At 73.9% G+C, this 13966-nt stretch carries 15 protein-coding genes; 4 read left to right on the forward strand and 11 right to left on the reverse strand.

The window, feature by feature from the left end; all coding sequences use genetic code 11:
* Positions 1 to 3 precede the first annotated feature (3 nt).
* The 3 genes from hisB to hisD are packed head-to-tail and all read right to left on the reverse strand — an operon-like array spanning position 4 to position 3049.
* A complete protein-coding gene (hisB, locus tag AC5L35_RS00930) occupies positions 4 to 606 on the reverse strand; it encodes an imidazoleglycerol-phosphate dehydratase HisB (RefSeq protein ID WP_495057563.1) in 603 nt (200 codons plus the stop codon).
* On the reverse strand, positions 603 to 1733 hold the full coding sequence (locus tag AC5L35_RS00935) for a histidinol-phosphate transaminase (protein ID WP_495057564.1): 1131 nt from the start codon (positions 1731 to 1733) through the stop codon (positions 603 to 605). Before AC5L35_RS00935 ends, hisB begins: the two co-directional genes overlap by 4 nt.
* Positions 1730 to 3049: a histidinol dehydrogenase gene (hisD, locus tag AC5L35_RS00940; protein ID WP_495057565.1), complete on the reverse strand. Its 1320-nt coding sequence runs from the start codon at positions 3047 to 3049 to the stop codon at positions 1730 to 1732. Before hisD ends, AC5L35_RS00935 begins: the two co-directional genes overlap by 4 nt.
* 98 nt (positions 3050 to 3147) lie before the next feature.
* On the opposite strand from hisD, the gene AC5L35_RS00945 reads away from it, so the two are divergent.
* Positions 3148 to 4323, forward strand: a complete 1176-nt coding sequence (locus AC5L35_RS00945) for a macrolide family glycosyltransferase (protein WP_495057566.1) — start codon at positions 3148 to 3150, stop codon at positions 4321 to 4323.
* Between the two features lie 150 nt (positions 4324 to 4473).
* Here the strand turns inward: AC5L35_RS00945 and nadC are convergent, their stop codons facing one another.
* The 3 genes from nadC to nadA are packed head-to-tail and all read right to left on the reverse strand — an operon-like array spanning position 4474 to position 8014.
* Positions 4474 to 5361, reverse strand: a complete 888-nt coding sequence (gene nadC / locus AC5L35_RS00950; protein ID WP_495057567.1) for a carboxylating nicotinate-nucleotide diphosphorylase — start codon at positions 5359 to 5361, stop codon at positions 4474 to 4476.
* The gene (locus AC5L35_RS00955) at positions 5358 to 7010 is read right to left on the reverse strand and encodes an L-aspartate oxidase (protein ID WP_495057568.1); all 1653 of its coding nucleotides are present in this window, start codon (positions 7008 to 7010) and stop codon (positions 5358 to 5360) included. Before AC5L35_RS00955 ends, nadC begins: the two co-directional genes overlap by 4 nt.
* Positions 7007 to 8014, reverse strand: coding sequence for a quinolinate synthase NadA (gene nadA / locus AC5L35_RS00960; protein ID WP_495057569.1), 1008 nt, complete (start codon positions 8012 to 8014; stop codon positions 7007 to 7009). The genes AC5L35_RS00955 and nadA overlap by 4 nt, the downstream gene beginning before the upstream one ends.
* 166 nt (positions 8015 to 8180) lie before the next feature.
* On the opposite strand from nadA, the gene AC5L35_RS00965 reads away from it, so the two are divergent.
* Both AC5L35_RS00965 and AC5L35_RS00970 read left to right on the forward strand, forming a co-directional pair.
* Positions 8181 to 8879 carry an NUDIX hydrolase gene (locus AC5L35_RS00965; protein ID WP_495057570.1) on the forward strand — a complete coding sequence of 233 codons (699 nt, stop codon included), beginning with the start codon at positions 8181 to 8183 and terminating at the stop codon, positions 8877 to 8879.
* 4 nt (positions 8880 to 8883) lie between these two features.
* A complete protein-coding gene (locus AC5L35_RS00970) occupies positions 8884 to 9561 on the forward strand; it encodes an LON peptidase substrate-binding domain-containing protein (RefSeq protein ID WP_495057571.1) in 678 nt (225 codons plus the stop codon).
* A 103-nt stretch (positions 9562 to 9664) separates the two neighbouring features.
* Here the strand turns inward: AC5L35_RS00970 and AC5L35_RS00975 are convergent, their stop codons facing one another.
* Positions 9665 to 10156 carry a type II toxin-antitoxin system PemK/MazF family toxin gene (locus AC5L35_RS00975; protein ID WP_495057572.1) on the reverse strand — a complete coding sequence of 164 codons (492 nt, stop codon included), beginning with the start codon at positions 10154 to 10156 and terminating at the stop codon, positions 9665 to 9667.
* A 47-nt stretch (positions 10157 to 10203) separates the two neighbouring features.
* Between AC5L35_RS00975 and AC5L35_RS00980 the strand changes: the two genes are divergently transcribed.
* A complete protein-coding gene (locus tag AC5L35_RS00980; protein ID WP_495057573.1) occupies positions 10204 to 10860 on the forward strand; it encodes an SMI1/KNR4 family protein in 657 nt (218 codons plus the stop codon).
* 19 nt (positions 10861 to 10879) lie between these two features.
* On the opposite strand, the gene bsaP is transcribed toward AC5L35_RS00980, so the two are convergent.
* From bsaP to AC5L35_RS01000, 4 genes are read right to left on the reverse strand one after another with little or no spacing between them, the layout of a single operon-like run.
* On the reverse strand, positions 10880 to 11086 hold the full coding sequence (gene bsaP, locus AC5L35_RS00985) for a biotin synthase auxiliary protein BsaP (RefSeq protein ID WP_495057574.1): 207 nt from the start codon (positions 11084 to 11086) through the stop codon (positions 10880 to 10882).
* On the reverse strand, positions 11083 to 12108 hold the full coding sequence (gene bioB / locus AC5L35_RS00990; protein WP_495057575.1) for a biotin synthase BioB: 1026 nt from the start codon (positions 12106 to 12108) through the stop codon (positions 11083 to 11085). The genes bsaP and bioB overlap by 4 nt, the downstream gene beginning before the upstream one ends.
* Positions 12087 to 12800: a dethiobiotin synthase gene (gene bioD / locus AC5L35_RS00995; RefSeq protein WP_495057576.1), complete on the reverse strand. Its 714-nt coding sequence runs from the start codon at positions 12798 to 12800 to the stop codon at positions 12087 to 12089. Before bioD ends, bioB begins: the two co-directional genes overlap by 22 nt.
* Positions 12797 to 13948: an 8-amino-7-oxononanoate synthase gene (locus AC5L35_RS01000; RefSeq protein ID WP_495057577.1), complete on the reverse strand. Its 1152-nt coding sequence runs from the start codon at positions 13946 to 13948 to the stop codon at positions 12797 to 12799. Before AC5L35_RS01000 ends, bioD begins: the two co-directional genes overlap by 4 nt.
* Positions 13949 to 13966: the final 18 nt, after the last annotated feature.

The raw sequence follows: 13966 nt of genomic DNA on the forward strand, positions 1-13966 counted from the left end.
GGGTCAGAGCGTGCCCTTGGTGGACGCGACTCCGGTGATCCGCGCGTCCGGCTCCACGGCGGCGCGCAGTGCCCTGGCGACCGCCTTGTACTCGGCCTCCGTGATGTGGTGCGGGTCGCGACCGTCGAGCACCCGGATGTGCAGGGCGAGATGGCCGTGGAAGGCCAGCGACTCGAAGACGTGCCGGTTGAGCACCGTCGGGTAGTGGCCGCCCACGACGAAGCCCTGCATCACGTCGGGCTCGCCGGTGTGCACGGTGTACGGGCGCCCCGACACGTCGACAACGGCCTGAGCGAGCGCCTCGTCCATCGGGATCCAGGCGTCGCCGAAGCGGCGGATGCCCTTCTTGTCGCCCAGCGCCTGCCGGATCGCCTGCCCGAGGACGATCGCGACGTCCTCCACCGTGTGGTGGGCGTCCAGCTCCACATCCCCCTGGGCGTGGACCGTGAGGTCGAACGCCCCGTGCTTGCCCAGCGCGTCGAGCATGTGATCGAAGAACGGGACTCCGGTCGCGATGTCGGTGGTGCCGCTGCCGTCGAGGTTGATCTCGACGAGGACCTTCGACTCCTTGGTGACCCGCTCCACGCGGCCGATCCTGTTGGTCATGTCCGCAACTCCTGCTCCACCACGTCCGCTGCGATCTGCAGGAACGCGTCGTTCTCCTCGGGCGTGCCGATCGTGACACGCAACCGCTCGCGGATACCGACGTCGCGGATGAGGACTCCGCGGTCGAGGAAGGCCCGCCAGGCGCGCGGGGCGTCGGCGAACCGGCCGAACAGGACGAAGTTGGCATCGCTCGGCACGACGTCGAAGCCGGTGGCGGCGAGCTCGGCCACCACCCGGTCGCGCTCGGCACGCAGGAGCGCCACCGTGGCGAGGGTGGCGTCGGCGTGCCGCAGCGACGCCCGCGCCGCCGCCTGCGTGAGCGACGAGAGGTGGTAGGGCAGCCGTACCAGCTGCAACGCGTCGACGACGGCGGGGGCGGCCGCCAGATAGCCCAACCGGCCCCCGGCGAACGCGAACGCCTTGCTCATCGTGCGCGACACGATCAGCTTGTGGCCGTGGGTGGCCAGCAGCGTGATCGAGCTGGGGCGGTCGGAGAACTCCGCGTAGGCCTCGTCGACCACCACCATCCCCGGGGCGGCGTCGATCAGGGCGGCCAGCTCGGCCGGCTCCAGCGACTGGCCGGTGGGGTTGTTCGGGCTGGTGAGGAACGTCAGGTCGGGGGCGTACTCGCGCAGCGCCGCGGCCGCGGCGCGGATGTCGACGGAGAAGTCGTCCCGACGTGGGGCGGGCAGCCACTCGGTGCGCGTGCCCGCGGCGATGATCGGGTGCATCGAGTACGACGGTTCGAAGCCCACGGCCGTGCGTCCCGGCCCGCCGAAGGCCTGCATGATCTGCTGCAGGATCTCGTTGGAGCCGTTGGCGGCCCAGACGTTGGTGGCACCGAGCGTGACGCCGGTGGCGCTGGTCAGGTAGGCGGCCAGATCGGTGCGGAGCGCGAGCGCGTCCCGGTCCGGGTAGCGGTGCAGCTCGGCCGCGACGGCGTGGGCGGCGTCGGTGACGTCGGCGACCAGCTCGGGCGGCGGCGGGTACGGGTTCTCGTTGGTGTTGAGCCGCACGGCCACGTCGAGCTGGGGTGCGCCGTAGGGGCTGCGGCCGCGCAGGTCTTCACGCAGCGGCAGATCGTCGAGGGAGACCTCGGCGCCCACCGCGGGGAGGAGCGCGGTCACCGGGCGAACCTGGCCGTGACGGCCTGCCCGTGCGCGGGCAGGTCCTCGGCGGCGGCGAGCGTGACCACCTGGTCGGCCACGTCGCGCAGCGCGTCCTCGGTGTACTCCACGATGTGCACGCCGCGCAGGAACGTCTGCACCGACAGACCGGCGGAGTGGCGCGCGCAGCCGCCGGTGGGCAGCACGTGGTTGGAGCCCGCGCAGTAGTCACCCAGCGACACCGGCGCGTACGGGCCGACGAAGATCGCACCCGCGTTGCGGACCTGGAGCGCGACCGAGCGCGCGTCCTCGGTCTGGATCTCCAGGTGCTCGGCCGCGTAGGCGTCGACGACCGTGACGCCGTCGGCGAGGTCGGCGACCAGGACGGCCCCGGACTGCGGGCCGGTGAGCGCGGTGCGGATCCGCTCGGTGTGCTTGGTCTGCGGCACCTGACGCCCCAGCTCGGCGTCGACGGCGTCGGCGAGGGCAGGCGAGGTGGTGACCAGCACCGACGCCGCGTTGGGGTCGTGCTCGGCCTGGCTGATCAGGTCGGCCGCCACGTGCACCGGATCGGCCGTGTCGTCGGCGAGCACGGCGATCTCGGTGGGTCCGGCCTCGGCGTCGATCCCGATGAAGCCGCGCAGCAGCCGCTTGGCGGCGGTGACGTAGACGTTGCCCGGCCCGGTGACCATGTCGACGGGCGCGAGCTCGCCACCGTCGGTGTCGGTGCCGCCGTAGGCCAGCAGCGCCACGGCCTGCGCCCCGCCGACCGCCCACACCTCCTCGACCCCGAGCAACGCGGCCGCGGCGAGGATGGTGGGGTGCGGCAGCCCGCCGTGCTCTGCCTGCGGCGGAGATGCCACCACCAGCGACTCGACGCCGGCGGCCTGCGCAGGCACCACGTTCATGACCACGCTCGACGGGTAGACCGCGAGCCCGCCGGGCGCGTACAGACCGACCCGCCGCACCGGCACGAACCGCTCGGTGACGGTGCCCCCGGGCACCACGCCGGTGACGATGTCGGTGCGGCGCTGCTCGGCGTGCACCTTCCGGGCGCGCTCGATGGAGGTCTCCAGCGCGGTGCGCACCGACGGGTCGAGCGCGGCCAGCGCCCCGTTGAGCGTCTGCACCGGCACCCGGACCCCGGACGGGCGCACCTTCTCGAACCGCTCGGCGAACTCCAACGCGGCGTCGACGCCGCGCTCGCGCACCGCGTCGACGATCGGGCGCACCTGGTGCAGCACCGCGTCGACGTCCACGTCCGCACGCGGCAGGAGACCCCGCAGGTCGGCGGTGCGGGGCAGGGGGGCGGTACGCAGGTCGAGTCGGCGGAGCATGGTGCCAGGGTACGGGGACGGGTTCGTCATCGGGCCGGGGAGGCGGGGCCGCCGCCGGGCGTACCCTCACCGAGCGTGACGATCTTGCCCGGTGCCTCGTGAGCCGATTCCTGTTCCTGCCGATGCCCGGCCTCGGCCACCTGAACCCCACACTCGCGGTGGCGACGGAACTGGTGAGCCGCGGGCACCAGGTCTCCTACGTGCTGCCCGACCAGTTCCGGGAGACCGTGGCGGCCACCGGGGCCGACCTTGTGGAGTACACGGCCCCGCCCTTCCAGCCGCCGAAGCAGGGCGAGCCCGTCCTGGGCCATCTCGCCGTACTGATGCAGCAGCTCATGGCCACCGCGGAACAGGTGGCTCCCCTGCTCCTCGACCTGTACGACCGGGAGCGGCCCGACCTCGTTGTCGGCGAGAACTTCTCGATCTGGGGCACGCTGCTCGTCGCGGCGCAATCGGCCAGGGCGGTGCAGCTGTCGGCGTCCTACCCGCCGGGACCGCTGTCCCCGGTCACCCGGCGCTTCGCCGCCGCGGGAACCACCGGACCGCCCCCGATCGACACCACCCGATTGGCCGCGGTCGCCGATCTCTACGGCGTGCGGGTAGCGGATCCCGCCTCCCTGATCTGGGGGCACACACTCCCGACCGTGGTCTTCATGCCCGCCGAGTTCCACCCGGACCACGAGGCACTCGGCGCCGCGGTGCACTTCGTCGGCCCGGCGCTGGGACGCCCCGAGCCCGCCGACGGGCTCGACCTGTCGGCGTGGGAGACCACGCCGGGGGTCTACGTGTCGCTGGGCACCGCATTCAACGAGCGCAAGGAGTTCTTCCAGGCCTGCCTGGAGGCGTTCGCGCACAGCGACCGCCCGGTGCTGGTCAACCACGGGAGGCGGCTCGCCGCGGCCGACTTCCCCGACGTCCCGGACAACGTCGTGCTCGCGTCCCACGTGCCCCAGCTGCGGGTGCTGGAACGCGCCGCCGCGTTCGTCACCCACGGCGGGATGGGCGGCACGATGGAGGCGATCTTCCACGGGGTGCCCATGGTGGTGGTCCCGCAGATGGTGGAGCAGGCGGCCACCGCCGACCGGGTGGTCGAACTGGGCCTCGGCGTCCAGCTTGACCCCGCCGACGCCACCCCTGATGCACTGGCCAAGGCCGTCGACACCGTCGTCTCCGACCCGGCCTACCGCGCGGCCTGCGCCCGGATGGGCGCGCTGGCCAAAAGGGCGGGCGGGGCCCCGGCCGCCGCGGACGTGCTCGTGGCCGCGGCGACCTGACCACCGCCCCACGCCCGACCCCGACACCCGCACCACCCGCGAGTCGCCCGTTCCGAGCGCGCGAGTCGCCCGATGCCCGCCCGCGAGTCGCCCGTCCCGGCCGCGCGAGTCGCCCGATTCGCGTGCGCGAGTCGCCCGTCCCGGCCGGCGTCAGGGCCGCAGGTCGAGCCCGATGTCCAGCGCCGTGACCGAGTGGGTGAGCGCCCCGACCGCGATGTAGTCCACCCCGGTCTCGGCGTACTCGCGCGCGTTCGCGAGCACCAGTCCCCCGGACGACTCCAGCCGCGTCGGCAGGTCACCGCGCCGCCGCACCGCCTCCCGCGTGAGCTCCACGGAGAAGTTGTCCAGCAGCACCAGCTCCGCGCCGAGCGCGAGCACCTCGTCGAGCTGCTCCAGGGTGTCGACCTCCACCTCACACGGCAGGTCGGGAGCGTGCTGACGGGCCGCGGCCAGCGCCGCACCGACCGAACCGGCAGCGGCGACGTGGTTGTCCTTGATCAGCACCGCGTCACCGAGACCGAGCCGGTGGTTCACCCCGCCGCCGCAGCGCACCGCGTACTTCTCCAGCAGCCGCAGCCCCGGCAGCGTCTTGCGGGTGTCACGGATGCGGGCGTTCGTGCCCGCCACGGCATCCACCCAGGCCGCCGTCGCGGTGGCCACGCCGGACAGGTGGCACAGCAGGTTCAGGGCCGTGCGCTCCGCGGTGAGCATCCGGCGCACCGGCGCCCGGACGGTGAGGGCGACGTCACCCGCATCGAGGCGGTCACCGTCTGATATCGCGTCGAGCACCTCGAAGGCGCCGCTGACCGGCCCCGGCGCCCCGGGTGCGGTCAGGACCGTGTCGAGGACCGCGAGCACGGCCGGCACCCCGGCCAGCACACCAGGACGGCGGGCGGTGAACGCGGCGACGGCCACGGCGTCGGCCGGGACCGTGGCCGCGGTGGTCGCGTCCGGGCCGTAGCGCAGGTCCTCCTCCAGCGCGATCCCGACGACGCGGCGCAGGTCGTCCCGGTCGAGTGCCTCGATCGTCGCGGTCATGCCGCCACCGCCGTCTCCTCCTGCACGGTCGGTCTCCCCGACCGGTCGAGCCCGATCACCAGGCTTGTCCGTTGCCACACGTCGTCGCGCTCCGGGAAGTCGGTGCGCACGTGGCAGCCCCGGCTCTCGGTGCGGTGCCCGGCGGCCGCGAGCACGGCCTGCGCGAGCAGGGTCAGCGCGGCGTCCTCCACAGCGGCCCGGTCCACGAGCACCCCGAGCGCCGTGGCCGCCTCCACGGCGTCGGACGCCGCGGCGAGCCCTGCGGCGTCGCGCCCGATCCCCGCCGCACCGGTCATCGCGCGCTGCAGGACCGGGCGCGGCGCGAACGCCACCGCGGGGGACGGCGCCGGCAGTGCCGCACCTGCGGCGCGCAGCCGGTCGGCGGTGACGGCGCGGGCGGCGCGCGCGCCGAGAACGAGACCCTCGAGCAGGCTGTTCGACGCCAGCCGGTTGGCTCCGTGCAGGCCGGTGCGGGCCACCTCGCCCGCCGCGTACAGCCCCGGGACGACGGTGCGTCCGTCCAGATCGGTGACCACGCCGCCGCACGCGTAGTGCGCGGCCGGCGTCACGGGGATCGGTTCCCGTACCGGATCGACCCCCACGGCCAGGCAGGCGGCGTGGACGGTGGGGAAGCGCCGGGCGAAGTGCGGGATCGCGGTGGCGTCGAGATGGACGCAGTCGGCACCCGTCTCGGCGAGCGTCCGGGTGATCGCCGCCGCGACGACATCGCGGGGGGCCAGGTCGGCGAGCGGATGCACGGCCGTCATGAAGCGGCGGCCGGCGCGGTCGAGCAGCACCGCACCCTCCCCGCGTACGGCCTCCGTGACCAGCGGGAGCCTGCCGACGACGGGAGCTCTCCTGGTGCTCGACGTCACCTGCAGCCCTTGGGTCCTGATGCTCGGGCCCGCCTGCACCCCCGGCGTGTAGAGCGCGGTGGGGTGGAACTGCACGAACTCCAGGTCCGCCGCGGTCGCTCCGGCCCGCAGCGCGAGCGCGACGCCGTCACCGGTGGCCGTCGCCGGGTTCGTGCTGCTCGCGTAGAGCTGCCCGTACCCGCCGGTGGCCAGCAGCACGGCGGGCGCCTGCAGCAGTCCTGGCCGACCGGCGTCGTCCAGGACTGAAAGGCCAGCGACCGAGCCGCACTCGTCGAGCAGGACGTCCACCGCGACGTGCCCGGTGAGCAGCGGCAGCCGCCGGTCGGAGACCGCGGCCACCAGGGCGCGCTCGATCTCGGCACCGGTGGCGTCGCCGCCTGCGTGCACCACGCGGAACGCGGAGTGGCCGCCCTCCCGGGTGCGGGCGAGCCTGCCGTCGCTTCCCGGGTCGAAGACGGCGCCCCTCGCCCGCAGCCGCGTGACGGCAGCCGGGCCGTCGGTGATGATCTCCCCCACCGCCGCGGCGTCGGACAGGCCCGCGCCCGCGACGAGGGTGTCGGTGATGTGGGCGTCGACGGTGTCGCCTGGAATGTCCCCGACCACCACCGCGACCCCGCCCTGTGCCCAGCGGGTGGACCCGGCGTCGGCGGCGTCTTTCGTCACGACGACGACGCGCAGCCCGAGCTCGGTCGCGTCCAGCGCCGCGGTGAGACCGGCGACGCCGGACCCGACGACGACGAGGTCGGCGGTCGCCTCCCAGAGCGCCGCGCTCACTCCGCGCCCCCCGGCTGCCCGATCGCGATCATCCGCTGGACGGCGGCCCGGCCGCGGGCGGCCAGATCGGGGTCGACGTGCACCTCGTCGGTGCCCTCACGCAGGGACCGGAGCAGCTTCTCCGGGGTGATCATCTTCATGTACCGGCAGGAGGCGCGCTCGTTCACGGCGCGGAAGTCGATCTCCGGCGCCGCCTTCCGCAGCTGGTGGAGCATGCCCACCTCGGTGGCCACGAGCACGCTCGCGGCGGAGCTCGCGCGGGCGGCGTCGAGCATGCCGCCGGTGGAGAGGATCTTGACCCGGTCCTCGGGCACCGCCCCCGCCCCGGCGAGGTAGAGCGCCGACGTGGCGCAGCCGCACTCGGGATGGACGAACAGCTCGGCGTCGGGGTGCGCCTCGACCTGCGCGGCGAGCGCCGGTCCGCTGATCCCGGCGTGGACGTGGCACTCCCCCGCCCAGACGTGCATGTTCGTCCGGCCGGTGACGCGCCGGACGTGGGCTCCGAGGAACTGGTCGGGCAGGAACAGCACCTCGCGGTCCGCCGGGATCGACTCCACGACCTCCACCGCGTTGGACGAGGTGCAGCAGACGTCCGTCTCGGCCTTCACCGCGGCGGTGGTGTTGACGTAGGAGACGACGACCGCACCGGGGTGCTCGGCCTTCCACTCCCGCAGCTGGTCGGCGGTGATCGAGTCGGCGAGGGAACACCCGGCGCGCGCGTCGGGGATCAGGACGGTCTTGTCCGGAGCCAGGATCTTGGCCGTCTCGGCCATGAAGTGGACGCCGCAGAAGACGATCGTCGAGGCGTCGGACTCGGCGGCGATCCGCGACAGCGCCAGCGAGTCGCCGGTGTGGTCGGCCACGTCCTGGATCGCCGGGAGCTGGTAGTTGTGCGCCAGCAGCACGGCGTTCCGGCGGCGGGCCAGCTCGCGGACCTCGTCCGCCCACCCCGCGTCCACTGTCGGTGCCTCGGTCGGCGAGGCGGTGACCTCGGTGAGCGTCACGGTGTCCCTCCTTCTCCTGTTTTCGACTATCAGTCGCAAACAGGGACGATGGTAGCAGCGGGTTCAGGCCGCCACACCGTTCTCGTGACCGGAAACTCACCGCGCCGCAACCGCCCGTTCACGTCCCCCGACCCACCGTCACGGACCCGGCGCCTACGATCCGCGCATGACCCGCCCCACCGAGCACGAGGTGCTGGTGGCGCTACTGCAGATCCGCGCGGACTCGCTCCAGGTGCTGGCCTGGCAGCGGGCGCTGCCGCCCGACTCGGGCCGGTGGGCGCTGCCCGGTGGCCGGCTCGGAGACGACGAGGACGTCGAGCGCTCGGTCCGGCGGCAGCTCGCGGAGAAGGTCGACGTCCGCGAGGTGACCCACGTCGAGCAGATATCCGTGTTCAGCCACCCCGACCGCGTGCCCGGCCCGCGCCTGATCGCCACCGCGTTCCTCGGGCTCGTGCCCTCCGACAGCGACCCCGCGGTCCCCGCCGACACCGCGTGGCACCCGCTCACAGCGCTGCCCCCCACGGCGTTCGACCACGCCGCGATCGTCGAGGCGGCCCACGACCGGCTACGGGCGAAGCTGTCCTACACGAACCTCGGGTTCGCGCTCGCCCCCCGGGAGTTCACGATCTCCGCGCTGCGCGATCTCTACGCCGCAGCGCTCGGCCACCCCGTGTCCGCCACCAACCTGCAGCGGGTGCTCACCCGGCGCGGGCTGTTGGAGCCGACCGGCGAGGTCTCCCCGCCCGGCCCGGCGGGCGGACGGCCCGCGGCGCTGTTCCGGTTCACCGACCGGACACTGCGCGTGACGGACGCCTTTGCGGTACTACGGCCGCCGAGCGAGCAACTGCGCGGCGCCGTACCGTAGTCGAGTGGCCGAGACGCTCCCGCTGTTCCCGTTGGGCACGGTGCTGATGCCCGGGGCCTCGCTGCCGCTGCACATCTTCGAGCCCCGGTACCGCCAGCTCACAGTCGATCTGGTCACCGGCGCGGTCCCCGACAAGGAGTTCGGGGTCGTCGCGGTCCGTGAAGGCTGGACACCCGACGAGGACGGCATCGCCGGGCTGCACACCATCGGCTGCACCGCGGAGTTGCGCGACGTCCGCCGCCTGCCCGACGGGCGGTTCGACCTCGTCACGCGCGGGGCACGGCGGTTCCGGCTGCTCGACCTGGACGAGGAGTCGAAGCCCTACCTGATGGGGTCGGTGGAGTTCCTGCCCGACACCAAGGCACCCGTCGCCGACGGCATGACGGAGATGCTCACCGCCGCCGCCCGCGCCGCCCATCGCCGCTACTGCGACACCGCATGGAAGACCGGCGACTGGTCCGAGCCCGATGCCGACCTGGAACCGGACACCCTCCCCCACGTTCTCGCGGCCGACTGCCTGCTCCCCATCGGCGACCGCCAGAGCCTCCTGGAGCAGACCTCCCCCGTCGAGCGCCTACGCATGGTGCGCGCACTGCTGGCGCGCGAGACCGGCCTGCTGAGCCAGCTCCGGGCCGTCCCCGCCCCGATCACCACCTTCGCGGTGGAGACCAGCGCCAACTGACCGGCCCACCCCGAAGCCCCGCGAGTCGCCCGTTCTAGACCCGCGAGTCGCCCGTTCTGCGTCCGCGAGTCGCCCACTCGCTCGCGCAGGTTCGTGATCCCGGTCAGCGCCAGCCGAAGCGCGTGCGCAGTTCCGCCGCGACGGTCTCGAAGCGACGGCGGTCCAGGATGGCGCCTTCCCGACGGATGTCGTGCTCGCCGATCTCGAGGACCCGGTCCAGGCGGACGAACGACTCCCGGCCCTCGCGGTCCCAGGAGCCGGAACCGATGGAGATCCAGTCCCAGTCACCGGCACGGTCGCCCTGGCTCGACAACATCAGGCCGACCAGCTCGCCACCCTGCCGGCCGACGACCAGGAGCGGCCGGTCCTTGCCGCGCCCGTCGTCCTCCTCGAAGGGGACCCAGGCCCACACGATCTCGCCGGGGTCGGCGGTGCCGTCGGGGTCGGGCGAGTAGATGATCGTGCGCGCCCGGTCCAGGGACGATGCGCTGCGGGCCGGCACTCTCGGCGGAGGGGGCGGCTCATGCCTGCCGGGGGCCAACAGGTCCATACCGATCTTCGTGGCCTGCCGCAGGGCACCTCTCCAGTTCGCCATGGCGACAGCATGGACGACGACGCGTCGGGTGTCCGTACGGTCACCTCATGATCAACCGAAATTGGTACCGCATCGTCTCCTGGCTGGGCGCACACGCCCCGGAAACCGCCATGGCGGTCCGGTCGCCGCCGGGCGACGCGGCCCTCACGGCGGCCCAGGAGGCGACCGGCCGGGGCTGGCCCGACGATCTCGTGGGCTGGTACCGGCTGATGGACGGCACGCAGCGCACCCCGGCGGGATATCTGCTGCCCGACCACTGCCCGATGCCACTGGAGTCGATCGTGCAGACCCGGGCGAGCCTGCTGGAGGCCTGGGCAGCCAACCTGCCCAGGCTCCGGGCAGCTAACGCGGCGAACATGGTCGACGACAGCCTGCTCCGACGCAGCGGGGAACCCGCGCCGGAGGATCCCTACGACCTCGACCGGCTCGACGCAGAGCCGGCAGGGAGCGCGAGCGCGATGCTGCTGCCCTCGTTCCTCCCGATCGCGGAGGACCAGTCGGGCAGCTACCTCGTCGTGGATACGCGGGCCGGTGACCTGCACGGATGCGTCCTGAGGTACGACAAGGTCGGCGGCGCCGAGATCCCCACCGGGTGGCCGTCGGTGGGTGCCCTGCTCGCCGACGTCGCCGATGCCCTCGAGGCCCCGGAGCCGAGGAGCTCTCCGGCTCCGCAGGTGGAGGACGGCCAACTCACCTGGTACTGACGCCAGGTGTCCCCGGAGGTCAGGCGGGGAGAGGGTCGGCGCTGCTGCGCTCACCGTGACGGCTGCACCGCGCCGTCCAGCCGGTGGGCGTCACCTGCACCACCATGCGGCGGGCGCAGTCGGGGCAGAACCGCGGCGGCTCGAGCTCCCGCCGGTCCGCACACCGCGGGTGGTCGCCCTCGTCGGACGGCTCGCCGCACTGGTCGCAGAACACCGGGGGCGTCACAGCGTCTCGTTCAGTGCCTTGATCGGCATCTCCAGCTCGCCGAGCAGGTCGATGTCGGACTCCGCCGGACGTCCGAGCGTGGTGAGGTAGTTGCCGACGATCACCGCGTTGATCCCGCCGAGCAGGCCCTTGCGCGCGCCGAGGTCGCCGAGGGTGATCTCGCGGCCGCCGGCGAACCGGAGCACCGTGCGCGGCAACGCCAGCCGGAACGCCGCCACCGTGCGCAGGGCGTCCGGTCCGGCCATCGGCTCGAGGTCGCCGAACGGGGTGCCGGGGCGCGGGTTGAGGAAGTTGAGCGGCACCTCGTCGGGGGTCAGCGCCGCAAGCTGCGCCGAGAACTCGGCGCGCTGCTCCAGGCTCTCCCCCATCCCGAGGATCCCGCCGCAGCACACCTCCATGCCGGCCTCGCGCACGAGTCGCAGCGTCTCCCAGCGCTCCTCCCACGTGTGCGTGGTGACCACGTTCGTGAAGTGCGAGCGCGCGGTCTCGAGGTTGTGGTTGTAGCGGTGGACGCCCATCGCGGCGAGCTGGTCGACCTGCTCGGGGGTGAGCATCCCCAGCGAGCAGGCGATGTTGATGTCGATCTCGTCCTTGATCGCCGCGATGCCCGCCGCGACCTGCGCCATCAGCCGGGCGTCCGGACCGCGGACGGCCGCGACGATGCAGAACTCCGTGGCGCCCGTCTTGGCTGTCTGCTTGGCCGCCTCGACGAGCGACGGGACGTCGAGCCACGCCGAGCGCACCGGTGAGTCGAACAGCCCCGACTGGGAGCAGAAGTGGCAGTCCTCGGGGCAGCCGCCGGTCTTGAGCGAGATGATCCCCTCGACCTCCACCTCCGGGCCGCACCACCGCATCCGTACCTGATGGGCGAGTTCGAGGAGATCGTCGAGTGCGTCGTCGGGCAGCCGCAGCACGGCGAGGACCTGCGCCTCGGACAGGCCGATGCCCTCCTCCAGCACCTGCGTGCGCGCGGTGGCCAGGATGTCGGTCTCGGTCGTCGTCACAGGTGTGCAGTCTGCCATTCGCCCCCCAGCGCCGTGGCCAGCCCGTGGCGGGCGGCGGCCGCGAACTCCTCGGCCGGTAGCGCGCCCGCACCGTCGGGCACGGCGCCGAGGAGCGGCACGCCGGTGACGGCGGGCAGGTCAGCGAGGTTGGAGACGGCGGCCAGGTCCGGGTCGGCGGGCCAGGCCCCGACCACCACACCCGCGCAGCTCAGGCCGCGGGCCCGGAGCGCCTCGACGGTGAGCGCGGTGTGGTTGAGCGTGCCCAGACCGGCGGTGGCCACCACCAGCACCGGGGCGTCGAGGGCAGCGGCGGTGTCGGCGAGCGTCCCGCCGTCGTCGTCGAACCTGACCAGCAGCCCGCCCGCACCCTCCACGAGCACGAGATCGTGGTCGGCGGCCAGCTCCCGTGCAGCGTCGGCGGCCTCTTTCGGCGTGACGGGCGGGGCGCCGACGCGGCGGGCGGCCGTGGCGGGCGCGAGCGGGTCGGGATAGCGCGCGAGCTCGCGGGGTGTGATGCCGGGGACGAGCCGGGCCACGTCGGCGAGGTCCCCCGGCTCGTCCGGCCCGACGCCGGTCTGAGCCGGTTTCAGCACCGCCACCCGCGCTCCGCGAGCGCACGCGAGTGCGGCCACCGCAGCGGTGACGACGGTCTTGCCGACCCCGGTGCCCGTCCCGCTCACGACGAGGATCCCCGGCAACCCGGCGGTCATCGGGCCGCCGCGGGAGCCAGCACCTCGGCCAGGACGGCGCGGACCAGCGCCGTGTCCTGCGCGGTCAGGGTCGCCCTGGCCGTCAACCGCAGCCGGCTCGTCCCCTCCGGCACCGACGGCGGGCGGAAGCAGCCGACCCGCACCCCCCGGGCGGCGCAGGCGCGCGCGGCGTCGACCGCCCGCTCCGGGTCTCCGAGCACCACCGACACCACCGCCGACGGGGGCGCGGGCACCCCTGCCGCCGCGGCCAGCTCCGCCGCGGCACGCAGCACCGCGAGCGGCCGGTCCGGCTCGGCCCGCAGCACCCGCACCGCCGCCAGCGCGGCACCGACCGACGCGGGCGCGAGGCCGGTGTCGAAGATGAACGAGCGGGCCGTGTCCACCAGGTGCTCGGTGACAGCGACCGGTCCGAGCACCGCGCCACCCTGGCTGCCGAGCGCCTTCGACAGCGTCACGGTGACGACCACGTCGTCCGCTCCGGCCAGGCCGACCTCGGTGAGCAGCCCCCGGCCGCCCGGACCGACCACGCCGAGTCCGTGTGCCTCGTCCACCACGAGCAGGGCGCCCCGCTCCCGGCAGACGGCATGCAGCTCCCGGACCGGGGCGAGTCCGCCGTCCACGCTGTTGACGCTCTCGGTGACGACCAGCGCCCGCGGCTCCGTCCGGGACGCGAGAACCTCGTCGACGGCGGCGGGATCGTCGCGCGGGACGACGGCGATGCGGGCGCGCGAGAGCCGGCAGGCGTCCACGAGCGAGGCGTGGTTCGCGGCGTCGGAGACGATGAGCGCCCCCGGACCCGACAGCGCGGTCAGCACCCCGAGGTTCGCGGCGTAGCCGGAGGAGAACACCAAGCCGGACTCCATCCCGCAGAAGTCCGCGAGCTCACGCTCCAGCTCGGCGTGCGACGCCGTGGTGCCGGTGACCAGGCGGGACCCGGTGGAGCCCGCCCCCCACGTCCGTACCGCGCTGACTGCGCCCTCGATCACCCGCGGATCGCCGGTGAGACCGAGGTAGTCGTTGCCTGCGAGGTCGAGCAGGCCGTCGGCGACGCCACGCGGGCGCAGTTCCCGGCGGAGCCCCGCCTCCCGGCGGCGGGCGGCGTGCGAGTCGAGCCAGGCCAACGGGTGCGACGGTGGGAAGGGAGGCACGGGCGCCCACGGTAGCGA

The sequence above is a fragment of the Pseudonocardia sp. OZ21 genome (assembly GCF_059359135.1).

What these genes read in the sequence shown, in the direction of transcription:
- hisB (WP_495057563.1), bottom strand. Translation starts at nt 606, where the DNA reads ATGACCAACAGGATCGGCCGCGTGGAGCGGGTCACCAAGGAGTCGAAG.
- hisD (WP_495057565.1), bottom strand. Translation starts at nt 3,049, where the DNA reads ATGCTCCGCCGACTCGACCTGCGTACCGCCCCCCTGCCCCGCACCGCC.
- nadC (WP_495057567.1), bottom strand. Translation starts at nt 5,361, where the DNA reads ATGACCGCGACGATCGAGGCACTCGACCGGGACGACCTGCGCCGCGTC.
- AC5L35_RS00965 (WP_495057570.1), top strand. Translation starts at nt 8,181, where the DNA reads ATGACCCGCCCCACCGAGCACGAGGTGCTGGTGGCGCTACTGCAGATC.
- AC5L35_RS00975 (WP_495057572.1), bottom strand. Translation starts at nt 10,156, where the DNA reads ATGGCGAACTGGAGAGGTGCCCTGCGGCAGGCCACGAAGATCGGTATG.
- AC5L35_RS00980 (WP_495057573.1), top strand. Translation starts at nt 10,204, where the DNA reads ATGATCAACCGAAATTGGTACCGCATCGTCTCCTGGCTGGGCGCACAC.
- bioB (WP_495057575.1), bottom strand. Translation starts at nt 12,108, where the DNA reads ATGGCAGACTGCACACCTGTGACGACGACCGAGACCGACATCCTGGCC.
- bioD (WP_495057576.1), bottom strand. Translation starts at nt 12,800, where the DNA reads ATGACCGCCGGGTTGCCGGGGATCCTCGTCGTGAGCGGGACGGGCACC.